Annotated in this window: 26 protein-coding genes; 14 read left to right on the forward strand and 12 right to left on the reverse strand. The window is 60.6% G+C overall.

What is annotated here, in order from left to right:
- Nucleotides 1-23: 23 nt before the first annotated feature.
- Nucleotides 24-617 carry a TlpA disulfide reductase family protein gene (locus JJ889_RS05510; RefSeq protein WP_291892393.1) on the forward strand — a complete coding sequence of 198 codons (594 nt, stop codon included), beginning with the start codon at nucleotides 24-26 and terminating at the stop codon, nucleotides 615-617.
- Between the two features lie 239 nt (nucleotides 618-856).
- On the opposite strand, the gene JJ889_RS05515 is transcribed toward JJ889_RS05510, so the two are convergent.
- Nucleotides 857-3,646 carry a TonB-dependent receptor gene (locus tag JJ889_RS05515; RefSeq protein ID WP_291892395.1) on the reverse strand — a complete coding sequence of 930 codons (2,790 nt, stop codon included), beginning with the start codon at nucleotides 3,644-3,646 and terminating at the stop codon, nucleotides 857-859.
- A gap of 232 nt (nucleotides 3,647-3,878) precedes the next feature.
- On the opposite strand from JJ889_RS05515, the gene JJ889_RS05520 reads away from it, so the two are divergent.
- The 3 genes from JJ889_RS05520 to JJ889_RS05530 all read left to right on the forward strand — a co-directional run bounded on the left by JJ889_RS05520 (nucleotide 3,879) and on the right by JJ889_RS05530 (nucleotide 7,487).
- Nucleotides 3,879-4,901 carry a phytase gene (locus JJ889_RS05520; protein WP_291892397.1) on the forward strand — a complete coding sequence of 341 codons (1,023 nt, stop codon included), beginning with the start codon at nucleotides 3,879-3,881 and terminating at the stop codon, nucleotides 4,899-4,901.
- Nucleotides 4,902-4,946: 45 nt separating this feature from the next.
- Nucleotides 4,947-6,002 (forward strand): AraC family transcriptional regulator, encoded by a 1,056-nt coding sequence (locus JJ889_RS05525; protein WP_291892399.1) that lies wholly within the window; start codon nucleotides 4,947-4,949, stop codon nucleotides 6,000-6,002.
- Between the two features lie 87 nt (nucleotides 6,003-6,089).
- On the forward strand, nucleotides 6,090-7,487 hold the full coding sequence (locus tag JJ889_RS05530; protein ID WP_291892401.1) for an amidohydrolase family protein: 1,398 nt from the start codon (nucleotides 6,090-6,092) through the stop codon (nucleotides 7,485-7,487).
- Between the two features lie 51 nt (nucleotides 7,488-7,538).
- Here the strand turns inward: JJ889_RS05530 and JJ889_RS05535 are convergent, their stop codons facing one another.
- From JJ889_RS05535 to JJ889_RS05550, 4 genes are all read right to left on the reverse strand, one after another.
- A complete protein-coding gene (locus tag JJ889_RS05535) occupies nucleotides 7,539-8,465 on the reverse strand; it encodes an FAD-binding protein (protein ID WP_291892403.1) in 927 nt (308 codons plus the stop codon).
- Nucleotides 8,465-9,214, reverse strand: a complete 750-nt coding sequence (locus tag JJ889_RS05540) for an electron transfer flavoprotein subunit beta/FixA family protein (RefSeq protein ID WP_291892405.1) — start codon at nucleotides 9,212-9,214, stop codon at nucleotides 8,465-8,467. The genes JJ889_RS05535 and JJ889_RS05540 overlap by 1 nt, the downstream gene beginning before the upstream one ends.
- A 245-nt stretch (nucleotides 9,215-9,459) precedes the next feature.
- On the reverse strand, nucleotides 9,460-10,044 hold the full coding sequence (locus JJ889_RS05545; RefSeq protein ID WP_291892407.1) for a YceI family protein: 585 nt from the start codon (nucleotides 10,042-10,044) through the stop codon (nucleotides 9,460-9,462).
- Nucleotides 10,045-10,146: 102 nt separating this feature from the next.
- On the reverse strand, nucleotides 10,147-10,722 hold the full coding sequence (locus JJ889_RS05550) for a cob(I)yrinic acid a,c-diamide adenosyltransferase (RefSeq protein ID WP_291892409.1): 576 nt from the start codon (nucleotides 10,720-10,722) through the stop codon (nucleotides 10,147-10,149).
- 63 nt (nucleotides 10,723-10,785) lie between these two features.
- Here JJ889_RS05550 and JJ889_RS05555 point away from each other — a divergent pair, with 63 nt between their 5' ends.
- The gene (locus JJ889_RS05555; RefSeq protein WP_291892411.1) at nucleotides 10,786-11,880 is read left to right on the forward strand and encodes a serine hydrolase; all 1,095 of its coding nucleotides are present in this window, start codon (nucleotides 10,786-10,788) and stop codon (nucleotides 11,878-11,880) included.
- Nucleotides 11,881-11,882: 2 nt separating this feature from the next.
- Here JJ889_RS05555 and JJ889_RS05560 read toward each other — a convergent pair whose 3' ends face one another.
- Nucleotides 11,883-12,140, reverse strand: coding sequence for a twin transmembrane helix small protein (locus JJ889_RS05560; RefSeq protein ID WP_291892412.1), 258 nt, complete (start codon nucleotides 12,138-12,140; stop codon nucleotides 11,883-11,885).
- 28 nt (nucleotides 12,141-12,168) lie between these two features.
- Here JJ889_RS05560 and JJ889_RS05565 point away from each other — a divergent pair, with 28 nt between their 5' ends.
- On the forward strand, nucleotides 12,169-12,624 hold the full coding sequence (locus JJ889_RS05565) for a hypothetical protein (protein WP_291892414.1): 456 nt from the start codon (nucleotides 12,169-12,171) through the stop codon (nucleotides 12,622-12,624).
- Nucleotides 12,625-12,651: 27 nt separating this feature from the next.
- On the opposite strand, the gene JJ889_RS05570 is transcribed toward JJ889_RS05565, so the two are convergent.
- Nucleotides 12,652-13,698 carry an aromatic ring-hydroxylating dioxygenase subunit alpha gene (locus tag JJ889_RS05570; protein ID WP_291892416.1) on the reverse strand — a complete coding sequence of 349 codons (1,047 nt, stop codon included), beginning with the start codon at nucleotides 13,696-13,698 and terminating at the stop codon, nucleotides 12,652-12,654.
- A 148-nt stretch (nucleotides 13,699-13,846) separates the two neighbouring features.
- On the opposite strand from JJ889_RS05570, the gene JJ889_RS05575 reads away from it, so the two are divergent.
- Nucleotides 13,847-14,392 carry a hypothetical protein gene (locus JJ889_RS05575; RefSeq protein WP_291892418.1) on the forward strand — a complete coding sequence of 182 codons (546 nt, stop codon included), beginning with the start codon at nucleotides 13,847-13,849 and terminating at the stop codon, nucleotides 14,390-14,392.
- Here the strand turns inward: JJ889_RS05575 and gluQRS are convergent.
- Nucleotides 14,389-15,225, reverse strand: a complete 837-nt coding sequence (gluQRS, locus tag JJ889_RS05580; RefSeq protein WP_291892420.1) for a tRNA glutamyl-Q(34) synthetase GluQRS — start codon at nucleotides 15,223-15,225, stop codon at nucleotides 14,389-14,391. The two genes, JJ889_RS05575 and gluQRS, sit on opposite strands and share 4 nt — an antisense overlap.
- A 120-nt stretch (nucleotides 15,226-15,345) precedes the next feature.
- Between gluQRS and JJ889_RS05585 the strand changes: the two genes are divergently transcribed.
- From JJ889_RS05585 to JJ889_RS05605, 5 genes are all read left to right on the forward strand, one after another.
- Nucleotides 15,346-16,011, forward strand: coding sequence for a dienelactone hydrolase family protein (locus JJ889_RS05585; protein WP_291892422.1), 666 nt, complete (start codon nucleotides 15,346-15,348; stop codon nucleotides 16,009-16,011).
- Between the two features lie 208 nt (nucleotides 16,012-16,219).
- The gene (locus tag JJ889_RS05590) at nucleotides 16,220-16,786 is read left to right on the forward strand and encodes an HNH endonuclease (RefSeq protein WP_291892423.1); all 567 of its coding nucleotides are present in this window, start codon (nucleotides 16,220-16,222) and stop codon (nucleotides 16,784-16,786) included.
- 87 nt (nucleotides 16,787-16,873) lie between these two features.
- A complete protein-coding gene (locus JJ889_RS05595) occupies nucleotides 16,874-17,308 on the forward strand; it encodes a hypothetical protein (protein WP_291892424.1) in 435 nt (144 codons plus the stop codon).
- Nucleotides 17,309-17,400: 92 nt separating this feature from the next.
- The gene (locus JJ889_RS05600; RefSeq protein WP_291892426.1) at nucleotides 17,401-17,652 is read left to right on the forward strand and encodes a hypothetical protein; all 252 of its coding nucleotides are present in this window, start codon (nucleotides 17,401-17,403) and stop codon (nucleotides 17,650-17,652) included.
- Nucleotides 17,649-18,068 carry a secondary thiamine-phosphate synthase enzyme YjbQ gene (locus JJ889_RS05605; RefSeq protein ID WP_291892429.1) on the forward strand — a complete coding sequence of 140 codons (420 nt, stop codon included), beginning with the start codon at nucleotides 17,649-17,651 and terminating at the stop codon, nucleotides 18,066-18,068. The genes JJ889_RS05600 and JJ889_RS05605 overlap by 4 nt, the downstream gene beginning before the upstream one ends.
- A gap of 191 nt (nucleotides 18,069-18,259) precedes the next feature.
- On the opposite strand, the gene JJ889_RS05610 is transcribed toward JJ889_RS05605, so the two are convergent.
- The 3 genes from JJ889_RS05610 to JJ889_RS05620 are packed head-to-tail and all read right to left on the reverse strand — an operon-like array spanning nucleotide 18,260 to nucleotide 22,344.
- Nucleotides 18,260-20,695 carry an ATP-binding protein gene (locus JJ889_RS05610; RefSeq protein WP_291892431.1) on the reverse strand — a complete coding sequence of 812 codons (2,436 nt, stop codon included), beginning with the start codon at nucleotides 20,693-20,695 and terminating at the stop codon, nucleotides 18,260-18,262.
- Nucleotides 20,696-20,755: 60 nt separating this feature from the next.
- Entirely contained in the window at nucleotides 20,756-21,589 is an 834-nt protein-coding gene (locus tag JJ889_RS05615) for a M23 family metallopeptidase (RefSeq protein ID WP_291892433.1), read from the reverse strand.
- Between the two features lie 2 nt (nucleotides 21,590-21,591).
- Nucleotides 21,592-22,344, reverse strand: coding sequence for a hypothetical protein (locus tag JJ889_RS05620; RefSeq protein WP_291892435.1), 753 nt, complete (start codon nucleotides 22,342-22,344; stop codon nucleotides 21,592-21,594).
- Nucleotides 22,345-22,545: 201 nt separating this feature from the next.
- Between JJ889_RS05620 and panD the strand changes: the two genes are divergently transcribed.
- Nucleotides 22,546-22,911, forward strand: coding sequence for an aspartate 1-decarboxylase (gene panD / locus JJ889_RS05625; RefSeq protein WP_291892437.1), 366 nt, complete (start codon nucleotides 22,546-22,548; stop codon nucleotides 22,909-22,911).
- A gap of 2 nt (nucleotides 22,912-22,913) precedes the next feature.
- Here the strand turns inward: panD and JJ889_RS05630 are convergent, their stop codons facing one another.
- Nucleotides 22,914-23,624, reverse strand: a complete 711-nt coding sequence (locus JJ889_RS05630; RefSeq protein WP_291892440.1) for an SIMPL domain-containing protein — start codon at nucleotides 23,622-23,624, stop codon at nucleotides 22,914-22,916.
- Between the two features lie 217 nt (nucleotides 23,625-23,841).
- Here JJ889_RS05630 and JJ889_RS05635 point away from each other — a divergent pair, with 217 nt between their 5' ends.
- On the forward strand, nucleotides 23,842-24,384 hold the full coding sequence (locus JJ889_RS05635) for a hypothetical protein (RefSeq protein ID WP_291892442.1): 543 nt from the start codon (nucleotides 23,842-23,844) through the stop codon (nucleotides 24,382-24,384).
- Nucleotides 24,385-24,466 lie beyond the last annotated feature (82 nt).

Genomic DNA, 24,466 nt, shown 5'->3' on the forward strand with positions numbered 1-24,466 from the left:
TGGACTTGCTCAAGGAGTTCGAGATGAATATTTCACCGCTGAAAGCCGGCCTGATCATCATGCCGCTGATCGGTGTGGTCGCCATCCTATACGTCGTATTCTCGGCGATGGACAGTGGCGGCAACGGAAGCCTGGACAGTTATGCCAACGGTCACATGAGTGCCTTCCGCAGCGAGCCGGAACCGCGGCCGCAGCCAACGGTCGTCTATACCGGTGCGGACGGGGGCGAGGTCCGTTTGTCGGACTATCGCGGCAAGGTAATCCTGGTGAATTTCTGGGCCACCTGGTGTGCGCCCTGTGTCGAGGAAATGCCCGCGCTGAGCAATCTGCAGACAGCCCTGGGCGGTGAGGATTTTGAGGTCGTCACCATTTCCATGGATCGCCGCATGGAGGATGCCGAGAATTTCCTGCGAAACATGGAGTTGGAAAATCTCCCGCTGATTCATGACAGCACGTTCGGCTCCATGGCCCAGACCGGTGCCGTCGGCCTGCCCATGTCCATTCTCTATGATGCCAATGGTCGCGAGATCGGTCGCTTGCCAGCACCGGCCGAGTGGGATCATGCGGACGCCATCCGCCTCATCGAGGCCGCGATCCGTTTCCACGGCGCACGCTGAGACACAAAAGAAAAGCCGCTCCCGGCGGGAGCGGCTGAAGTTGGAATCTCAAGCCGAGGGATGTTCGAGCCTGAAGCCCGTTCGGGGAGGATCGGGTCGGCTCTGTGTCTAATGTCCGTACACGACGGATGTGTGACGGTTTGAAGATGCTTCTGAGACGATGCAGAAGCCAAAAGAAAACCCCGGAAGCGGTTGCTTCCGGGGTTCTTTGTCAGATCGTCCTGACCGGGTTGTTCGCCTTAGTAGGTGAAGCGGAAGCCCATCACAGTTGACCAGCCGTACTCTTCAAACTGCTCGAGGCGGTCGATGCCGTCCGGCCGCGTTACAGCAACATAGGGCTCGTCGGTGATGTTCTTGATTTCGACGAAGGCCTGAACGTGATCGGTGAAGCTGTAACGACCGGAGAGGTCCAGCTGACGGTGATCAAGGACGAAGCGATCTTCGGTGACATCACCGCGGATCTCGTCGAGATAGTCAGAGCGCTCGGTGACGACAGCGCGCAGATCCCACGGGCCGTTGTCATAGCCGAAGATGGCGTTCCAGACGGTTTCAGCCTGACCCGGCAGGGTCACCACGCGGCCATCGGTCAGCGTCGCTTCACTGTCAGTCCAGGTGTAGTTGAAGCCGACCAGTAAACCGTCAACTGGCAGGAACTCGTCCAGGCTGGTGTGCAGGTTGAATTCGAAACCGCTGATCTCGCCCTGCGGCAGGTTGATGTAGGTTTCGATTTCGGAAACGCCCGGAACCAGGTTGTTCACGAAAGCCGGGTATTCAGCCGGATCGTCCGTGGAGAACTCACCGATGACGTTTTCCAGATCCTTGTAGAAGTAACCGAGTGATACGACGCTGTCATTGTTCGGATACCATTCGATGGCGGCGTCGAAGTTCTGGGCTTCCAGGCGTTCCAGGGACGGGTTGCCCAGCTCAGCTTCATTGTCGTCATTGATGAAGATACGCGGTGCGTACTCATTCGGGTTCGGACGCTGGATCGAGGTGTAATAACCCGCACGCAGGATCACGTTTTCAGACGCTTCGTAGCGCGCCAGAACGCTCGGCAGCACGTCGGTGTAGTCATCAGACGCGGTGACCGGCTCGATATTGCCAGAGTCTTCGTCCAGCTGATAGCCGAAGGTGGAGACATCGGTCTGCTCGACGCGGACACCACCGGTGATGCGCAGGTTCTCGATATCCCAGGAACCCATGACGTATCCGGCGAACACGTCTTCTTCCATGTTGTAGTCAGCAACCTGGCTTTCGATCGTGCTGTCGCCCGCATCGAGGACCAGCTGGTTCTGGTTGGCGAAGAAGAAGTCACGGATGGTGAACGGATTGCCCGTCACGCCGATATCGGCCAGGCCGTAATCAACGGTGCGCGGGAAATCAGCCAGGGTCAGGTCGAAGACGTCATTATCGTCTTCCCAGACTTCCAGGTCGCCATCATATTTCTTGTCGCGATTGCGGAAGCGCAGACCCGCGTGCACGTAGCCCGGAACGCCAAACCAGTTGTTGTCACGGCGAACATTGATCTGACCGGCCCATTCGCGGTCGATGGAAATGCCGTTGGTCAGCTCGATCTTGTCGAGGCCATAATTGGACGGATCGTAGAAGGCCTGCTCATCGGTATTGATACCGAAACGCAGTGCCGGGCGCAGCGGGTTGGCGCCATCAACGCCGAAAATCTCGCTGTTCTCGAAGCCGTTGTCGAACTCGGTGTCGATGCGGTTCGGCTCTTCCTCTTCGGAGTAGACGTAGGACAGACCGAAATCGATCGTCGTATCGCCCATGAAGTATTCGCCGCCGAAATCAGTCGCATAGATGGACTGGGTCTCCAGTCGGTCCTTGATGTCGCGGTCGATACCGAAATCGGTGGCTTCGAACACGGCCAGCGTGCCGGATGACAGATCATCGCGGAAGTCGCCGTCCTCGTACTTCACTTCCATGCGCGAGCGATATTCCTGGTCGGAAAACTCCGACGCGGTCGTGCGCAGGTGAAGGTTGAGGTTTTCCGTAGCGCGGAAATCGAAGTTCAGGTTCGCGGTCGTCCGCTCACGCGTGACTTCGTAATTGCGAAGCTCCAGCTCGTTCGGGAAGTAGATGCCGTCTTCCTCGTCCCACTCGCCATCGACTTCCATGTTCTCGGAGCCGAAAACGCGTTCCTGGTAGGACAGGGAAGCCGCAACGCCGAGGCGGCCATCCATGAAGTTGTCGGCATAGTTTGCAGATGCACGCATGCCGAACTCGTCTTCCAGCGAGGAGAACAGGCCCGCGACACGGCCGCGCAGACGCATGCCGTCAACGTTCAGGCCGCTATCGGTCTCGATCTCGACCATGCCGCCAATGCCGTCTGCGTCCATGTTCGGCAGCAGGGATTTGTGGATGACGACGCTGGACAGCGCATCGGCATCGATGACGTCCAGGCCGACCTGGCGGTCTTCCGCTTCCGGAGAGGTCAGGCGTACGCCGTTGACGGAAACCGATACAAGGTTCGGAGATGCACCACGGATCGAGACGAAGCGGCCTTCACCCTGGTCGTTGAGGACGTTGACGCCAACCGCACGGCGCGCGGCCTCGGCAACATTCTCGTCAGGGAACTGGCCAATGGCGTCGGAAGAGAGAACTGTGATCACACCGTCGTTGGAACGCTGACGGGACAGGGCAGAGTTGATCGCACCACGCTGGCCGATGACCAGGATGTTTTCGCGAACCGAGACATCGTCACCCAGTGCGATGTTCTGGGTCGCCACAGCGCTGTCCGTCGGGATGGATACGGTGATGTCGCGCGTGTCGGCGCCGACATAGGAGATGCGCAGCGTGTACTGGCCGGCCGGCAGGCCAGCGATGCGGAATTCGCCATCACGACCAGCCGTAACGGTCTGGCCGGTTTCGACCACGCGAATGGTGGCGCCGTTCAGACCAATCGTTTCAGATGCGTCGGTCACACGACCGGATACGCCGCCCGCGAGAGCGGAAGCGGCAGTGGCGAGCGCCAGCACGGATGCCGTGCCAAGCATGGAGAGCGATTTTCTCATTGGGACCCCCAAAATCGGAAAACAATGACCGCACCCGAGGTGGGCGAAGTTGGGGCTCTATTGATCCCCTCGCGTGACACGCTGATGGCATTTGCGTCTCGTTTAGGTGACGGGGTTGTATCAATTTCGTGACGCGGCAAAGTTGCATCAACTCGTCATAAAACTGTCGCCATATCAGGCGTTCAAATCCTCCGTATCCAATGCTATCGCGGACCCAGACAGGAGGAATGTCATGCGTCTGTTACCGATTTTGGGACTGGGTTTTCTGGCCGCTTGTGGCGGCGAACCCGCGGTGGAAATTACGGCGGTTCGCGAAACCGTCGCCGTGGCCTCCAGCGGTGATGCCGCCGATGATCCGACCATCTGGCTGGCGCCGGAAGCACAGAACAGCCTTATTCTGGGCACCGACAAACAGGCCGGACTGTACGCCTATAATCTCGATGGCACGATCGCCCAGCACATCGCGGCGGGGCGCGTGAACAATGTCGACCTGCGTTATGATTTCGCCTTGCCCGGACCGCGCCGGGATATCGCCGTGGCATCGGACCGGACCCATATTGGCCTGGCGGTTTTCCTCATCGACCCGGAGACGCGCGCGATCGAAGCCTGGCCGACTATCCCGGTTTCAGATGTCGTCGACCCGTACGGGGCCTGTCTCTACGCCAGTCCCACGGGTGCGCTTTACGCCTTCCTGACGGACAAGGACCCGGGCACGGTCGTCCAGCTTCTGCTGCGCTATGACGGCGAGGGTGTGATCTCAGGCACCGAGGTCCGTCGTTTCGCCACGGGCTCGACGACAGAAGGCTGCGTCGCCGATGATCGCACAGGCATGCTCTATATCGCCGAAGAGAACGTTGCGCTCTGGAGCATTGGCGCGGAACCGGATGCGGGTACCGAACTGACCCATTTCGCTGATGTGGACGGACGTTTCCTTGTCGCGGATGCCGAGGGCGTCGCGATTATTCCGCGCGGCGATGCCGGTGGCTGGCTAATTGTCTCCAGCCAGGGTGACAGCCGCTATGTGACCTATGACCTCGACACCGGCGAGCCGGCCCTGCGCTTTGCAGTCGTGGATGGCGCGCTCGATGGCACTTCCCACACAGATGGATTGGACGTCTTTCCCCTCCCGCTCGGCCCGGAGTTCCCGGAAGGCGTATTTGTCGTCCAGGATGATGAGGAAGACAGCGGCGGTCAGAATTTCAAGCTGATTGACCTGCGCGACATTCGCGCTGCTTTGTCCACCGCCGAGGAATAACTCTCGGGGCTTTAGCAGTTGGCCGGGGTGCGCTAGTCATCGGGGATGTTTCTTGCTCCGGCCAATCTCTTCCAGATCGCCATTGCTGCAATTGCGCTTATCGGTGTGGTTCTGACTATCGGTCGACCGCGCCTGCACGCGGCGACCGCAATGATGAGCATGGCCACCCTGTGGATGTTGTTCAATCTCGCGGAAGAATCGCTCGGCACGCGCGAGATCTGGCTGGTCACGCCAGCTTTCCGGCTCGCCTACCCCGCGCTGTTCTACCTGCTCGTGCGCGGGCTGGTATTCTCGGGTGCATCCCTGCGAAAATCAGACTGGCCGCATTTCCTGCCTTTCGTGTTGGGGCTTGCGTTGACGCCACAGGTCTGGCTGGTCGAGCATGCAGCGCGGTTCAGCCTGGTCGTTTATTCCCTGGCGGCCATCTGGCTGTTGCATCGTTATCACCGGACCAACCAGAACCGTCGGTCGGACGCTGAAACCATTCAATTGCGCAGGATTTATGTGGTGATCGCCGTCTTCGTCCTCGACGCGATCTTTGACGTTGCGCGCATGGATGCGCGCTGGCTGCACGCGGACTGGCCCTGGCTGGCGTCCTCCTCTGCGTATCTGGTGCAGCTTGGCATCTCCTTCCTGCTGACCGTTGTGACCATCGTCTTTGCCGTGCGCCGGGCGGACGTGTTTGACGGATTGCAGCCGGGAGGGCTGGCGCCGCTGGCGGACGTGTCACCTTCTAGCGGGCCGGTGCCGGACGATGTTTTCGGGCGCATCGAGCGCGTGGTTCGGGCCCAGCACCTGCATACCGAACCCCGATTGACCCGTGCAGAACTTGCCGAGGCCGCAGACCTGCCGGAGCGCCAGGTTTCACAGGCAATCCGAGCCGCCACAGGGCGGAACTTCAATGATTTCATCAACAATCTGCGTATCGAGGATGTGCAGGCCATGATGCGCGAGGATGCGCGCTCAGGTGAGAGGCGCAGGATTCTCGATCTCGCCTATACGGCCGGTTTCAGCTCCAAATCCGTCTTCAATGATGTCTTCAAGCGCGAGACAGGCATGACCCCGTCAGCCTTCTCGGACAGCCTGTCCGGCAAGATGTGACGAATTCCGGACGTCCGGATTCCGGATCCCGGACGACAGGACGGCCCCTCTATTGGATATCGGACCTCCATCAGAGTGGAGTGCCAGATGTTTTCCCCCCGTATCGTGTTTGTTGTCCTGACGAGTGTTCTTCTGCTTGTTGCCTGCGGCTTTCCAGCAGCCCTGAAGCCGGCGCGAGAAACGCCTGGTGCTTATCTGATCGAAAATGCGGCTGTGTTGGATGTCGACACCGGCGAGATCGCTGTTGACCGATTCATCTACGTGGAAGACGGTATTATCCGGCACGTGGGCCACGAACGTCCGGAGGCCGTGGCGGCAGGCGCGGCTCGCATCGATGTATCAGGCGCTGTCGTTCTGCCGGGCCTGATCGACATGCATGTGCATGTTTTCGATGAGGCGGACCTGGCGGCGAACCTGGCATACGGGGTTACGACCATTCGCAATCTCGGTGGCATGCCCTTTCATCTTCCGATGGCGCAACAGATCGAACAGGGGCGGTTGCTCGGGCCGCGCCTGATCACAACGGGTACGATCCTGAATGAACGGGACGGGCGTAACACCAACGACCTGCAGACCCTCGTGGCCGGGGCGGATCGGGCACGCGCCGCGGTTCGTCGCCAGTACCGCGCGGGCTTCCGGCACCTCAAGGTCTATTCGAATCTGTCCCGTGAGAGCCTAGCCGCGATCCTGGACGAGGCGGCGCAGCTAGGCATGACCGTGTCGGGACACCCGGTCGAGGGAACAGAGGCAGATCCGCTGGAAATGGCCGACACCCTGGCGGGTGGCTTCACGACAATCGAGCATGCCGAATCCATCGTCTGGTTCGGCTTGAGTGACAACACCGACCCGGCCATGGCGAGGGCGCTGGCACAGCAGATGGCGGCCGCAAATTCCCGCGTCACTCCGACCTTGATCGTGCATCACAATCTGGCGCGGATTGTCGAAACGGACGGTGCGCATGTGACGCGTCCGGACATGCACAGTTTCAGCCCCGTGATGCAGGGGTTCGAGCAGGGCAGGTATGATTACTGGGCCAGCTATCCGCACGATGATCGTACCCGCATGCAGGCCTTCTATGTCGAGATGACCGGTTACATGCACGAGGCGGGTGTCGAGCTGGTCGTTGGCACTGATGCTGGCGTGATGGTGACCCCGCACGGCGTCTCTGTTTCCGAGGAAATCGAACTGCTGGTTGATGCCGGATTGAGCCCACTTGAAGCCCTGCAGGCTGCCACGCTGAACTCGGCGGGAGCGCTGGACATGGCCGACCGGATTGGGCGTGTGGAGGCCGGGTATGCGTCAGACCTGCTGATAGTGCAGGGCAACCCGCTGGAGGATTTCGCGGTATTGCGTCGGCCTGTCGGCGTGATGCGCGGGCAGCGCTGGTTGGACGCGGAGGACTTGGCGCAGTTACAGGTCGTGTCCTCGAACCCGGCGGAGTTCAGGACCTGGCGCCGTGTTATCGGACACGTCCTGACCCGCTGACAAAAAAGCCCGGCCATTGGGCCGGGCTTTCTTGTTCGGGTTGGCCAGCGCCTAGAGCGCTTCTTCCAGTTCCGGCAGGGCGGTAAAGAGGTCCGCGACCAGGCCGTAATCGGCGACCTGGAAAATCGGGGCTTCCTCGTCCTTGTTGATGGCCACGATGACCTTGGAGTCCTTCATGCCGGCCAGGTGCTGGATGGCACCGGAAATACCAACGGCGATGTAGAGTTCCGGCGCGACGACCTTGCCGGTCTGGCCGACCTGGTAATCGTTCGGGACGAAGCCAGCATCAACCGCGGCGCGCGAGGCACCGACCGCAGCGCCGAGCTTGTCGGCGATGGTGTCGAGCAGGTGGAAATTGTCGCCGGACTGCATGCCGCGACCGCCGGAGATGACGATCTTGGCGGAGGTCAGTTCCGGGCGATCAGACTTGGACAACTCTTCCGAGACGAATTCGGATTTGAACGGGCCGGACGCGGCGCCGATATCATCCATCTCCGCAGAGCCACCATCACCGGCCTTTTCAAAGGTCGTCGGGCGAACCGTGATGACTTTCTTGGCGTCGGTGGACTTCACGGTCATCATCGCATTGCCGGCATAGACCGGGCGCACGAATGTGTCCGGACCTTCAACGGCGGTGATGTCGGAAATCTGCATCACATCCAGCTTGGCAGCGACGCGCGGCATGAAGTTCTTGCCAGTCGTGGTCGCGGCCGCGAGGACGGCATCGTATTCGTCCATGAGTGGCGTAACGAGGGCTTCCAGCGCTTCCGCGGTCGGCTTGGCAAAGCCATCAGCTTCGGCGTGCAGGACCTTGGCAACACCGTCCAGCTTGGCTGCAGCGTCGGCAACGGCCTGTGCACCGGAACCGGCAACAAGAACGTGCACATCGCCACCCAGGCCCTTGGCCGCGGTGACAACGGCGCGCGTTGCATCGTTCAGGGCCGCGTTATCGTGTTCGGCAATAACAAGAACAGCCATTAGATAACCCCCGCTTCGTCTTTGAGTTTCGCGACCAGCTCGGCCACGCTTTCAACCTTGATACCGGCTTCGCGTTTCGGCGGCTCGGTGACCTTGAGGACTTCCAGGCGCGGGGCGGTGTCGACGCCGTAATCGGCCGGAGCCTTGGTGTCGATCGGCTTGCGCTTGGCTTTCATGATGTTCGGCAGGGACGCGTAACGCGGTTCGTTCAGGCGCAGGTCCGTGGTGATCACGGCTGGCAGCTGAAGCGCAACGGTCTGCAGGCCGCCATCAACTTCGCGGGTGACATTGGCCTTGCCGTCAGTGATGGCAACTTCAGAGGCGAACGTGCCCTGCGGCCAGTCCAGCAGTGCGGCGAGCATCTGGCCGGTCTGGTTGCTGTCGTCATCGATGGCCTGTTTGCCGAGCAGGACAATATCCGGGTTTTCCTCGTCAGTGATGGCCTTGAGGATCTTGGCCACGGCCAGCGGTTCTACCGTGTCGTCGGTCTGCACCAGAATGCCGCGATCAGCGCCCATGGCGAGCGCGGTGCGGATGGTTTCCTGGGCCTGGACCGGTCCAATGGACACGGCGATGATTTCGGTGGCGACGCCCTTTTCCTTCAGGCGGATCGCTTCTTCGACAGCGATCTCGCAGAAAGGGTTCATGGACATCTTTACGTTCGCGAGGTCGACACCCGTCTGATCGGGCTTGACGCGGACCTTCACGTTGTAATCGACGACCCGTTTGACGGGGACGAGAATTTTCATGCTGGGGCTCCGGCTGGCCGCGCGCGAGAGGTTGCGCGCCTACAAGAATAGGGGGCGAAATTGCCTTTGCCAGTGGGGGAAGTCAATGCTTGCTATCTTTTACGTTGACGTAAACTGCAACCCGGTCGGTTCGCGTCCTTTCAGGCGACTAAACTTCCTTGCAATTTCCAAGGGTTGACGTGGCAAAAAACAAGGCGCGCCAAATCGACGCGCCTTGCTGAGATGCAGGTCGTGTTTGTGACAGCCTATTCGCTGGCTTCGACCTCGGTTGAGATGAAAATCTCGATTTCGTCGGAAATATAGGGGACGGCAAAACCCATGTCCCAGGTCGAGCGCACCAGGGTGCCTGTCGCGGTAAAGCCGTGTTTGGCGCGGCCGTCGCGGGTTTCGCCTGAGCCATTGAAAACGACATCGAGCGTGACCGGATGTGTCTGGCCATTCATGGTCAGGTCGCCGGTCATCGTCCCGGTCCGGTTATCCGCGCTGTCAAAGCCGGTGGCAATGAAATGCACGGTCGGATTGGTCTCGACTTCAAAGAAATCACCGCTGCTTAGATGGCCGATAAAGCGGTCCTGGTTGGCGCCCGCCCACATGCCGTCGGCGAGGGTGAAGGTGACCTCCACGGCGGAGTTTGCCGGCTCCTCCAGATCCAGCACCAGCGTGCCGTCATAATTGGTCAGCTCCAGCGACATGGTCGACATACCCTGGTGCAGCCAGGAACCGCGGACAACAGTGTGGCTCTTGTCGAATTCATATTCAACTGGCGCCGCAAGCGCCGGTGCGGTGAGGGCAGTCAGGACTGCTGCCGAGGTGAGCAGGAAGCGGGTCATCAAATCACTCCAGAATAGAAAATTTGGCCAAAAGATAATGGCTTTTGCCTGCGGATCGAGTCCGGATCAGGCAAGGGAGTTTTTCCTCGGCGGAAAAAGCGTCTAGCGCTGGCCGCCCGGAACCCACAAAACATCTGCCTTGCCACCGTCATTGGCCGTGCGTGCGATGACGAAGAGCAGGTCTGAAAGCCGGTTGAGATAGCGCATCACATGGGCGTTAATATTGGTGCCGTCCGCGATCAGCCTCGCGACCTTGCGTTCCGCACGCCGACAAACCGTGCGCGCGACGTGCAGGCGGGCCGAGGCCTCGCTGCCCGCGGGCAGGATGAAGGAATTCAGGGTTTCAAGGCGCTCATTGAGCCTGTCGATATGCTGCTCCAACGCATCAATCTGCTCGGGTTTGATGCGCAATGGTTCCCACTCGCGCGGCTCGTCGCTCTCGGGGACACACAGGTCCGCACCAAGGTCGAACAGGTCGTTCTGGACAGCGGAAAGGATCCGGTCGAGTTCATTACCGTCAGCGAGGGCGCTTCGGGCGAGGCCGATAGCGGAATTCGTCTCGTCCACATCCCCGTAGGCATCCACGCGCGGATCGTGTTTGTCTGTCTCGGACATGTCGCCGAGCCTTGTCCGTCCGGCATCACCGGTGCGGGTATAGATTTTTGTCAGGCGTACCATGTCGCCTCTCTAGCCTGATCCGTTATCCGGCGCGAGAGGGGAGACAAGCGATGGGAGAAAAACATGCGTCATATCCTGGCGGGGCTGATGTTCATGGTCGGCACGGGCAGCGCCTGGAGCCAGTCCGGCGAGCTCGCAGAGCTGGCAGCCCAGACGCTGGAGGCCAGCGGAGCACCGGCTGTCGGGGTCCTGCGCCTTGATGATGGTGAACACGCGATCGGCGTTGCAGGTCTGCGCGCCTTCCGGGGTGACGTCCGGGTCAGCGAGGATGATTTCTGGCATATGGGGTCCAACACCAAGGCGATGACTGCCATCCTGGTGGCGCGCCTGGTCGAACGTGGCGTGATCAGCTGGGACGACACGGTCACTCAGCATCTGGGGGCACATATCGAGGCTATCGACGCCAGTTACGGCGAGGTCACGTTTCTGCACCTGTTAAGCCATCGTTCCGGTCTGCGGGCCAATGTGAACAATGTCGACATGATCCGTTTTGGTGTTCGCGGTGCCTCTGACGAGCCGATCACTGAACAGCGCCTGGACTATGCGCGGCGTGTGCTCACCGAAACGCCGCAGGGCGCCGCTGAAACGGATTTCCTCTATTCCAACGCTGGTTATGTCGTTGTTGGCGCCATGCTGGAGGCCGTGACCGGTGAGAGCTGGGAAAGTCTCATGCACCGCGAGGTGTTCGAGCCGCTGGGGCTGGAGAGTGCGGGATTTGGCGCGCCAGGGTCACCTGAGGCGGTGGATCAGCCGCGCGGTCATCGGGGGGGCATGTTCGGCGGGCTGAATGCTGTGGAGCCGGGACCTGCAGCGGACAACCCGCCGGTTCTGGGACCCGCGGGCACGGCGCATATGAGCTTGGCTGACCTGGCCGACTATCTCGACCTGGTCATGGCCGGCATGCGCGGTGAGGACAGCGATTTCCTGTCAGTCCAGAGCTGGCAACGCATCGCGACACCCCCCTATGGCGGTGACTATGCCCTGGGCTGGGGCGTGCAGGGCGGACAGCGCCTGCATGCCGGGTCCAACACGATGTGGTTCGTCCAGATCGTCATTGAGCCGGAAACGGGCAGTGGTGCGGTCGTGGCGTTCAATGATGGACGTATCAACCGCCTGCAACCTGCCATGGTCGATGCCGTGCGCTCGCTGATGGAATAAAATCAGCCGCCGAATTGTTCCTTGGCAAAGTACAGCGCCACAATGATCAGGATGGCGGCAAACTGCAGCACCACACGCAGGCGCATCAACTTGTTCGAGCGCGAACGGGATTTCTCGTCACTCTTGTACAGATTGACGATGCCGAAGATGAGTACGCCGACGACCGCAGCCATGGCGACGTAGAGAAGGATGTTGAGAAATTCGACCATGCGGGGGATATAGACAGCAGCGTGCGGTGCGTCCATGCGACGTTTGCGCATGAAGTGGGAAAATCCCGGGGGAGATGCCATGTTTTTCGAATTGGCCCTGGCACAGGATGCCGTGGACTGCCGAGGGCAATCCGAAGCCGATTTGCGCGCGGCGCATGCGGCCGTGCTCGAGCACCACATCAATGATGATGTCGAGGCCTGGCTGTCCGGCGAGCGCGAAGTCTTCATGGTCTCGACAGCGGGAAGCCTGTTTGCGACACGATCGGAAGGTCGCCGCGCGCGTCGTGAAGCCTATCTCGGTTCGACCGATTTCCAGGTCTATCATGACATGGTCAACCCGGTGGTCGCGGTCTCCGACGATTGCACCATGGGCTGGGTCATCGTGCAGGTCGAGGCGCGCGGTACAACGACCCAATCCGGCGAGGAACAGGCCTTCGCCTTCCAGTCCAGCTGGGTTGAGCTCTATCGCCGGATCGAGGGTGAGTGGCGAGCAGTCGGCAATGTGTCGAACTTTGCGCCACAGGCTGTGGAGTAATCCTCCTGGCCCTGAAGGGGCAGGGGGCTAGCTCCGCCAGCGCAGCGTCGCGGGTTTGACCGGGTTCTTGAATGCCTCGCCGGTTTCGCGGTGTTTGCTCCAGGCTCGCTTGAGGGCGAAATACCATTTCGCCTGTACGTCGCTGTCGTGGATCAGCATCAGCTTGGGATCATAGGCCAGGCCAACCTGCTGGGCATTTACCGCATCGCGATCCTGGCCAACAAATGTTTCTATGCCTTTGCGCAGGAGTGCCTTGGGCACCACGTTCAGAAGCGGATGGTTCCAGTAGACCACGATGGTGATCGCGGTGGAGTTCTCATTGGTCGGCGTCACTGCCGTGAAACCCGTGAAGTGCTTTCCATCCGCCTTGACGTATTCGGTTCGCAGGCCAGGCAGCTGGAAGCGGATCTCTGTTGACCGGTCGTTGCCCAGATATTTGTAGAGGAAGGAATTGGACGAGGGGGTGTGCGGCAGCATGGAAAAGCCGCGCTCGACCGGGCCGAACTGTTTTTCCTTTTCCTTCACCGACTTGGCCGTGCGCCACCACCACTGGCGGTGGATATAGGGGATGTGCGCCGGGTCCATCAGGCCAATGACGGCATGGTCGACATGGCAGTTGAAAACATCCCGCACGACCATGCGCGGCTCGGCATCCTCCGGAAGATCCAGCTTTGGTGGATCGATGACCGGTTCGGCATCGCCATCCTCGGCGTAATAGATCCAGATCAGGCCCTGGTCCTCATGTACCGGGAACGAGCGCGTCCTGATCTTGGTCAGGTCCATGGCGTCCGCCTGGTCACCCGTCAGGGACGGGATCGCGGCACAGGAGCCATCGGTGCGGAAACGCCAGCCATGATAGGGGCATTCGACCTGGGTCTCGCCATCATGGTTCTGAACCTCGCCCTCCGACAACAGGATACCACGGTGCGGGCAGATATCCTTGAGCGCATAGGCGCGCCCCTGGTGATCGCGGCCGAACAGGATGGGCTGGCCGAGCAGCTCGCGGTGGAGATGCTGGCCCGGTTTGAGCTCGCTCGAAAGCGCCCCGAAATACCAAAGGTCTCGCAAGAACATGGGCCAACTCTTTAGCAGATGCGGTGTATTTGCCTAGCATTCAATCCATGCGGCAAATTGACGATTAAAGCCTCACTTTCTTGTCACATGACAGGGCGCTCGAATTCGCTAGACTGGCCAGGTTGGGGGGCGCTGCAAGGGCGCCAGAATGAGAATACGATACGGATTGTCCGGAATTCTGACGGCTGCGCTTGTTGCGGGCTGTACGGATTCGACCGTTCCCAGCCTCCCCGAAGAGCGTCTGCCGAGCGGCGCTCTGGCAGCATTGCAGCAACATGTCCGGTATATCGGTGGCGGAGACCTGAGTTGTGACCGGCAGGTCCTTGCCGACGCACCTCATGTCATCAATGACATCAATTCTGACGGTAGACCTGACTTTGCGATCGATACCCGCAATCTGAGTTGCACATCTCGCGAGGGCAATGTGCCCGATGCCTATTTCTGCGGCCTTTATGTCTGCGGGTATCCACTCCTGGTTTCGAATGCGGAGGGGTGGGAAGTCGTGCAAATGATGGCAGGCAACGAGATCGAGGCGATGCAGTATTACCGGGAGCCGCGTTTCCGAGTGCGCCAGGTCAACCTGTCCGATCCCTCACGCAGAACCGTCCTGGTCCGTGAATACGCCTGGCGGGAGGGGCGATTGCAAAGGGTCATGGAGCGCACTGAAGAGCCTCAAAGAATGGCCGGGCGCTAGGTGCGGAAACCATCGAGCACGTGTTGAGCTGACAGTCCGTCGCTTCGCATGGCGTTCAGCGTCGCTGCCCGGTCGCGCTTGGCAAAGCGTTTGCCGCTTTCATCCAGAAGCAGCCGATGGTGCTGGTAGCTGGGGGTCGGCAGATCCAGCACGGTCTGCAACAGCACGTGCAGCGGGGTGACGTCCTTGAGGTCTTCGCCGCGGATTACATGGGTCACGTCCTGCAGTGCATCATCATGCACGACGGCGATGTGATAGCTGGTCCCGACATCCTTGCGCGCCAGGATGACATCACCCAGCGGCAATGGATCAGCGGCCTGATCGCCGTGGTCGAGATCATGGAACATCATCCGATCGAACCCGCCTCCCAGGTGGTCGCGGCAGCGATCCAGGGATAATCGCCAGGCAAAGGCCTCGCCGCGTTCAACACGCTCGGCTTCCTCGTCCTCGCTGACAGGCTCGCCCGGGCCGCGATAGACATCGCCAACGCCGTGCGGGGCGCGGGCGATTTCTTCCAGGATTTCCTTGCGGGTCTTGAAGCAGCGATAGACGAGGTCTTTTGCTCGCAGCGTTTCCAACACACCGGCATAGTCGGCGAAATGGTCGCTCTGGCGACGCACAGGCAGCGGCCAGTCCAGTCCCAGCCAGATCAGGTCGTCAAAGATGGACTGCTCGAATTCACGCTTGCAACGCGTCGTGTCGATATCCTCGATCCGCAGGATGAACGCGCCGTCCGCGTCCTGCGCTGCCCGCCATGCGGACCAGGCCGAGAAGGCATGGCCAAGGTGCAGATGTCCGGACGGAGAGGGCGCGAAGCGCGTGCGGAAAGTCATGCTTCCTCAAAACGCCGCTTCGGCGGGTGGGGTCAAGTCGGTGTACGGCTGCTGCGCCGGGGGCGTTGACTTCTCTCACGCCGAAAGGTCCTCTCCCGGCTCAGCCTGAAGGAGTTTCCCATGCCGACAGCGATTGATGGACCGCGCCTGGCGCCACGTGATGGCCAGCCGCCGCGCAAGCTTGTCATCCTGTTGCATGGCTATGGTTCCAATGGCGATGATCTGATCGGTCTCGCCCAGCACTGGGCGCCGCACCTGCCGCATGTGCAATGGGTCTCGCCCAATGCACCGGATCCGGTGCCGGGTGCGCCGAATGGCTATCAGTGGTTTCCCATCTCCCAGCTCGACCCGGAGCGTATCCAGCGCGGCGCCGAGGAGGCTGCCCCGACCGTGGATGCCTTCATCGACCAGGAGTTGGCGCGCTACCGTCTCCAGCCGCAGGACCTGGTCATGTGCGGCTTCTCCCAGGGCTGCATGCTCTCGCTGCATACCGGTCTGCGCCGCGAACAGCAGATCGGCGGTATTCTCGGTTTCTCCGGTGCCCTGCCGGGCGGGGAGAAGCTGAAGGCGGAAATGAAATCCAAACCACCGGTCATGCTGGTGCATGGGGATCGCGACGACGTCCTGCCGCTGCCCTTCATGCTGGATGCGGCGCAGGCGATCTGTGAGGCGGGTCACGGGGCGGAGTTCCACATCTCCCAGGGCGTGCCGCACTCGATCGGGCCGGACGGGCTGGATCTGGGACTGGATTTCCTCAAATCCGTCTTCGCCGGTCGTTACATCTAGGCCACACCGAATCGGTGACATCAAAGATTCCCGGGACAGTCATGTGACTGTGACGCGAACACCTGTAGTCCTGTTGAGAGCTTGGGTGTGGTATGATTCCTTTCGGGATTGACCAACAGCCCCAACAGGAGGTGCGCCTTCAGGACCCGGGTCCAATATATGCGCCCCCTACAAGGCCGCGTTTGTGGTCCTGCCGAGGGAGCTCACCATGCAGGTGCTTAACGCAGCGCCGCAGGGAATGCCCTGTCTCGTTCTGAACGCGGACTATCAACCGCTCAGCTATTACCCGCTCTCGACCTGGCCCTGGCAGGAGGCGATCAAGAACGTCTTCCTGGAGCGTGTGGCCGTGGTCTCGCACTATGACGAGGTCGTGCACTCTCCGAGTTTCGAGATGCATGTGCCGTCGGTGGTGGCCCTGCGGGACTATGTCAAACAGGACCGGGCCCCGGCCTTTACCCGATACAATATCTGGCTGCGGGACGGTTTCCGTTGCGGCTATTGCGGCAAGCAGGGTGTCGAGCATCTGACCTTTGATCATGTCATCCCGCGTCGCCAGGGCGGCAAGACCAGCTGGGAAAACATCGTTGCGGCCTGTGGTCCATGCAATCTGAAAAAGGGCGGGCGCACCCCGCGCGAGGCCGGCATGCCGCTGGCCCGACCGCCGCAACGTCCCAACACGCACGAGCTGCAAGCGCAGGGTCGCAAATTCCCGCCGAAATTCCTGCATGAGAGCTGGATGGATTATCTCTACTGGGATGTGGAGCTGGAGCGCTAAGGCGGTGCCCTAGCGGTTTACCTATGAAATCAATTGCACTTTTCAGGCGCTGTAGGCAAACTTGCATCCAAAGGTCGAGAGGGTGGCATGCAGGCTGATACAGAAGAACAGATCGTCAGGGTTCGACCATTGATGCGCGGGTGTGCGGCCGGATTGTTGTTCACGGCGATGATGTCGGTTCCGATATCGGCAAACCTGATGGCCGGGCGCCCGGTCGACGCTGCCTTGCTGACATGGATAACGCCGTTTGCCGTTGGCGCAGCGCTGCTGCCGCTTCACCTTCGTGTCGGCAAACTGGTGTTGTGGTCAGCGCTCTATGTGACCGCCGGGGCGGCCCTTATCGGTATTTGTCTCATATTGGGTCTGGTCTCGTTTTCCGGATTCACACGGTCTTTCGCGGACACAGGGGGCGACTTGGAGCAGCAATTCGGCACGGTCATCTATGTTGTCGGTGTGTTTGTGGCGCTTCCAAGTATCGGCGTGAAAGCACGTCGGCTTGGCTTCGATTGGTCGTGGTCCTGACCTCGACGCTTCTGCTGGCCTTCGATCACGGCTGAGACGGACCGCTTGACCTCGGCGTCGGCATGTCGCCCCATGGCGCGGGGAGGGCTGGAATGTTCCGAATTATCCGATGGTTGTGTTTCCCGATCGCGCGGTCGCTCGGCTGGTGGCCCATCGCGGTCTACTACGCGCTGGTCATTCCGTTGATTTTCGTGCGCCGGATAATCTGTCCATTGCCGCCGGAAGCGCTTGATCGCGTGCCGGTCTGGCTGTTCCCGGCGATCTACGCCTTTGTCCTGGTCGGATTTCCATTGCTGGTTCGCCTGACCAATGCGGACTGGTATAAGGTGCTGACGAAATCATGAGCGTGATCCGTCTTGGCATCGAGACGCACGGGCAGGGGCTTTATGAGTTTACCGACCAGGCTCATGAGTTCGTGCGCGAGACGGGCTGCGAGGACGGTCTGTTGACCGTATTTGTGCGCCATACCTCCTGTTCCCTGACCATCCAGGAAAATGCCGATCCGGACGTGCAGCGCGATCTCAACGAGTTTTTCCGCCGTCTGGTCCCGCCGGGAAATGACCCGTCCATGCACTGGCTGCGCCACACCATGGAAGGGCCGGACGACATGCCTGCCCATATCAAGGCGGTCCTGAACCAGACTTCGATCGGCATCCCGGTCGTGGAGGGGCGCATGGGATTGGGGACCTGGCAGGGGCTCTATCTGTTTGAGCACCGTGACCAGCCGCATCGTCGCGAAGTGCTCTTGCATCTTGGGTAATGGGCCTTCGAAAAAGAAGAGGACGGACCGCGGGCATGGTCCGTCCTGCGAGCAACGGTTTTGGGGGGGCGTGCTCGATCCGAGGGAAGCGAGCGGGTGAACCCGCCCGGACGATCACGGATGATGCTCCAGGGCTGATGCGCATGTTCTTTGCGTCGTCGATGGCCCGCGGGCCCGTGCTGGAAGCCTGATCAGGCCGATTTGCGACGGGCGACCCGGCGTGCGTGTTCGGTAAAGCGGGCGATTTCCGAACCCAGCTTGTTCGGCTGCATCGGTTTTTCGATATGGCTGTCGAAACCGATCTCCTTGTAGTACCGGATCTGTTCCGGCATGGCATTCGCTGTCAGCGCGATGGCCGGGGTACGGGGAAGGTGGTTCTCCTCCTCGATGAGGCGAATCTCCAGCAACGCGTCACTGCCGCACAGAATCGGCATCTGGATATCCATCAACAGGATGTCGAACTTGCCGGCCTGATAGGTGTCGACGGCTTCGCGGCCGTTTTCCACCAGGGTCAGTTCGACATTGAGCTGGTTGAGATAGGCCTGCAGAACGAGGCGGTTGGTTAGATTGTCCTCGGCGGCGAGGATGCGTACCGGCGGTCCGTCCTGGGCCAGCGGTGAGGTCTGGACGACGGCATCACTCTCGCTCTCATCCTCCAGCTCGATCTCGTCGCTCTCCGGAAGCGGGATGAGGACGCAGAAGGTCGTCCCGACCTCCGGCTCGCTCTCGACACTGATTTCGCCGCCCATACTCCTAACCAGGCCATCACAGATCGCAAGTCCCAGTCCCGTGCCTCCAAAACGACGCGTGGTTGACGTGTCCGCCTGGACAAACTTGTCGAAGATACGCGAGGCCTGTTCCTGGCTCATGCCGATGCCGGTATCGCTGACCTCAATGAGAACCAGATCCGGATTATTGGTGCCCGGGGCCTCTCCCAGGCGTACGGTTACACCGCCTTGCCTGGTGAATTTGAGCGCGTTGGAGACCAGATTGTTGATGATCTGCGAGATGCGCAGCGGATCGCCACGGCGGGCCAGCCCGCGCGGATCCCGGCTGGAGATGTCGAGTTTCAGTCCATTCCGGACCGCGACCGGGCCGAACAGGGCTTCAACCTGTTTGGTGATCTCGGACATCTCGAAGGAAGTTTCCTCCAACGGAAATTCTCCGGCCTCGATCTTGGAGAGATCGAGAATGTCGTCGAGCAATTGCATCAGCGTGTCACCGGACCGCACGATGGTATCGATTTTCTCGGCGTGCCGGTCCTCAAGATCCGCCTTGGCGAGAATGCGTGCCATGCCCAGAACGCCATTCATCGGCGTGCGGATCTCGTGGCTCATATTGGCCAGGAATTCCGACTTGGCACGATTGGCCTGTTCCGCCTTGTCCAGGCTCTGCATCAGATCGGATATGTCGCTGATCGAGCCGGCCATGCGCGTAGGCCGACCATCCTTCTTAACAGCGAGTCCCCGGGCTCTGAACCAGTTGAAACTGCCATCGGCGCGCTGCAGCCTGTAACGAACATCGTACGGCGTACCGTCTTCCAGATGGGTCTTCACCGCCGTCAGCGTCGGGCCGTGATCATCGGGATGCAACGCCTTCTCGAATGAGCTGAATTTATCCGGGAAATGTTTTTGGTTGTCATAGCCCAGCAGCTCGCGGAAGCGGGGCGAGAAATAGACCTTGTTGGTGGCGATGTCCCAGTCCCAGATGCCGTCTGCAGATCCGCGAACAGCCAGCTCGAAGCGCTCTTCCTTGGCTCTAATTCGATGATTGGCGTCTTCCTGCGCGCGCAGCATCTGCGTTTTCTGATGATGCGCGAGCAACAGGCTGTGGACTGCTGCACCTGCAAGCGCGGAGAAGATGGTTCCGATCAACAAGATTATGAGCGGGATCGCCGAACGCTCCTGGTCAAGTAATGCCTTGTTCGGGTGAAAACGCGCCATCCAGACCGAGCCCGGAAGGGCGATGGTGGTATTCACCACTGCGTCGCGGCTCGCGGCTTCATCATCGTCGATGATGACTGACCCGCCTTCCAGCAATGTAACCGCAACCAGATCGCCCAGGGCCGTGTCCTTGAACGTCGTGACCAGGCGTTCAATGTCAAACACGGCGACCATCAGACCGTCGAAACGGCCGTTGATGTGCAGCGGGACAAAAGCCAGGAAGCCGACACCGCCCTGAACGAATTCGATTGAGTGGGTTGTATAGGTTTCGCGCGTGGTAACGGCGTTGCGAAGTGCCGTCGCGCGGTTTTCCTCGAACATCAGATCCAGGCCCAGCGCGGCTTCATTGCCGGCGAGGGGTTCGATCCAGGCGACCTGAAAATCGGGATTGGCCCATTCGATGGCCCGGATCTCGTTCTGGTCGACGATGTAGCGCGCGGCGTCATCGCGCCATCGCGCCTCGGTTGTCCCGCCATCAGCCTCCCAGCGCCGGGCCAGGCGTTCCAGTTCCGCCAGGTCACGATTGACCCGGTCTTCCATGGCGTACTGGAAGTGGCGCGCACTCTCCTCGAGATGTCGCTCGATCTCGATGTTTTCCTGGTGGCGGGCGAGATAGGCAGATGCCGCCGAGATCGCTATCCCCGCGGCAAATACCAACGCTGTCACAAGTGTCTTTCTGGTCATCCGCCTTGCCCCTGTCGCATGGTAGCAAAGCACAACTTGTTTAAATCAAGCTTACCCGGACTAGTCGGTGCCGTTCAGCAAGCGCTCATAGCTGTCGACCAGGGCCAGATAGGGCGGCACATTGGTGTTCTGGATTCCCGAGCCCGTATCTACCGCCATCTTGATTTCGAAATGCAGGTGGATCGTCGTCGGCGTGCCATTGAACTCGTTGGATACAAAACCCAGGCGTTCGCCGCGCGTGACACGGTCACCGGGGGAGACCTGCAGGCTGCTGGCTTCGAGGTGGAGATAGGTGTAGCGCACACCATCATCCGTGGTCAGGCGGACCGAATAGGAGCCGATCGAGGTGATCGTGCCGTCATCGGCAGCGACCGCCCAATGCACGGCATCCTGGCAGGTAGCAGGACGGATGTCCTGACCCTGGTGGCCGGTGCCGCTGGGGCACATCGGCGTGGAATAGCCCCGCGTTTCGCAGAAATTATCCCGCCAAGCATAGGCGTAGTTGTTGTCATTACACTGACCGCCAGCCGGGCCGAGGTAACCGCCATAGCCGTAAACCTGGCTGTTGGCATAGGCCTGGGCCGCTTCCATCGGGAAGCGCATGCCCGGCGCGTAATTTACCTGGGTCGTCTGGCCGGTGCCGGAATCTGGCGTCAGATCTCCCGGCGGCATGTAGGCGAATTCCTCGCCGGCATCATCAAGCGGCACGCTCGGCTCCGGCTCCGGTTCGGGTTCCGGGTCCTCGACCGGGTCTTCCGGCTCAGGGGCCGGTTCCTCAGCGGGCGGCGAATCGGCAGGTTCTGCGCCTTCATCGAGCGGCGGCCACCAGATCATGGCGGCAATGCCCGCCGTAGCGACCAGGGCAGCCAGGGTAAGTTCAGTGGAACGAGACATGACTATTCTCCTTCCTCTGGTGAGCCGGCGACAATGCCGATATTTTCAACGAGATCGCGACCATATTCCAGCTCCGAACAGCGGTCATCCGAGAGCGGAAACTCGCATTCGATCGTTATGGAATAGGCCGCGCCATAGCGGTTGAAATTGACCTCGACGCCATATTCGGTGCGGGAGATCCGGTAGCCGTCCGGATCCTGTGCGCGCAGTCGTCGCAGGGTGACCGGGTCGGGCGCTTCGGTATGTGCGAGGCGCGTTCCGAACACTTCAATCAGAATGCCGGGCGCGTTAATCGATGCTGTATAGAAGTCCTCCTGGGGAAACAGGAAGACGCGCGGAGTGTTGGCGAGCCGCAGTGTCGCGTTGGGTGGCAGCAGGACCGGCAGACGCGTCCGGGCGACCTGGGCAGCCTCGTTATTGGACGGGCGCGGGAAGGTCTGCGGCAGGCGAGCCGCAGTCGTGAAATTGTCGGAGAATTGTGCGTTCTGGCGTTGCAGGTCTTCGCGGACCTGACCCCAGTCGATCGGCATCACGCGCGGCCGGTCCGGACGTGGCGGTCGGGGTTGGAATGCCGTGGCCACGGAGAGCGTTGCCGGGCGAATGCGGCTGGCCTGGAGCTGTCCTGCCTGGGGCGAGACAGCACGTTCGCGCGCGGTGCTCGTACGTTCCTGGGCCTGGGCGATATTGGCTGGCGTGGACGTGGACAGAAGTGCCACCGCCAGCATCGATATTCCCAAGTTTAGCCGAGATTTCATATCAGCCTCCCCACCAGTTCAACGTATACCGTTTATGCATGTTTAGCATGAATGGCGGATGACGAACCAAGTATAGTTGGGTTCATCACGAATTTTGCCGCACTTGTGTTGCAGGCTTGTTCGGAACATCAGTGTCACAATGTTGAAATTGACCGCCGGGCACGTTATGTGCGGCGCAGCAAGAGTATTGGAGTTCGCGTGATGCGCCTCACCATGATGAAGACGAAATTGCACCGGGCTGTCGTGACCCAGGCAGACCTGCACTACGAAGGTTCGATCTCCATCGACAAGGACCTGCTGGACGCTGCCGGCATCCTCAATAACGAGCAGGTCGACGTTCTCAACATCAATAATGGCGAGCGTTTCACGACCTATGCCATTGAGGCTCCGCGTGGCAGCCGTACGTTTGGCATCAATGGCGCTGCTGCCCGACTGGCACAGCCGGGCGATCGCATCATTGTTGTGGCCTATGCCGAGATGGACGCCGCCGAGGCGGAAGTCTGGGACCCGACTGTCGTCCTGCTGGACGAACACAACCAGGTTGTGACCCCGTCCAGGGCGGCGTGAGCCTAACCGTTCGAGATACAGAAATCCGCATGCACTGAAGCGCTGAGCGTTAACTCGCCGGCGGCAACAGGCGTGTCTGCCATCGCGCTCGCTTCCATACGCATCATGGTGTTGGCATACATCGGCTGCGGCATGGCCTGGTTCTCGCTCATGCGGACAATCCCGCACAATTCCAGACCTGCTGCGCTGGCATAAAGCTCGGCCTTTTCCATCAGGCGCTGAACCGCCATGCGGCGTGCCTGGTCGAGGTCGTCAGCGGTGTCCTCGGCGCCAAAGCTCACGCTCTGGATATTGTTGGCGCCGGCGCCGACCATCGCATCGACCACATCACCGACATTGTCCAGATCACGCACCCGCGCCGAGACGATATTCTGGGCGGTATAACCCGTCAGTCGACGTTCGGTGCGACGATCATCCCACTCATAATGAGGTTGCAATGTCAGGCTGGCCGTCTGCATGTCACGGCGGTCAACGCCTTCACGGCGCAGGGCCGTGAAGACCGCATTCATCATCTGCGCATTCTCGCGCACGGCGGCCTGCGCCGTCGGCGCCGTCACCACGACGCCTGAACGGACAGTCGCGAATTCCGGTTCGATCTGGACTTCCGCTGTCGCGGACAGCGACAGGGTCGGCTGGGTGGCAGGTGTCTCCTGGGCCAAGGCAGAAGCGCTGGCAGAAACAATCAGGCTGGCGGCGATAAGCGGTCGGAACATGGTCACTCTCCGGGTTGCACGCATGAAGTGAAGTCATCCTAAGCGATCAACCCGGCATTGTCTTGTCGGTATCGATCACCCGATCTGTCCATCCTCCTAGCTGCCCAATCCTGCCGCCAAGCTGAACCGGACGGCCATTTTCCTGCCGCATGTCTGTTTTGGACTTGCCCGGGGCGGACAAATGTCTGACCGTTCCGCCTGTCCAGGGGAGGGGATAATGTCCGATAATCCATGTCTGGCCTGCCCGGTCGACCAGACCTGTTGCCGCGAGCTCGACTGGATGCGCCTCAGCCCGGCCGAGTTCGATCGTGTTTTCGGCGATGTCGCCGATCAGATGGAGTGCAAGCCGGAAGGCCCCTTCCTGCTGGTGCGCGCCCGCAACAAGGCGTCCTGCCCGCGCTGGGAAGGTCAATGCACCGTCTATGAACAGCGTCCGATGGAATGCCGTCTCTATCCGCAGGCCATTGGCAGTGTCTTTGATGGCCGCGAAATGGTGCTCTCTGTTCATGGCGAAACGCCATGCCCCTGGCGCAACCGGCTGCGCGGTTCTGACGATCTCGCCACGGACATGGTCCGCGCCCTGGGACGCGAGCTCGCCCGCGACGGCCAGCCGGTCCGCGTGGTTCGCGAGGAAGGACCGGGCAAGCTGGAAATCACCTGGCGTCGTCTCCTTCGCAAGCTGTTCGGTTTCGGTCGCTACGAAAACGCGCAGTACCACCCCGTCATTGACCTCGCAGCCCTGCTGCGCGGCCGCCGCTGACTGCACTTGCCGATCCGGCAACACACACAATGGCTTGGCGGGCTGAATAAAGGACGATAACCATGACACGCTTACCAAGCGA

The organism is Maricaulis sp. (genome assembly GCF_017643475.1).
Taxonomy (GTDB): Bacteria; Pseudomonadota; Alphaproteobacteria; order Caulobacterales; family Maricaulaceae; genus Maricaulis.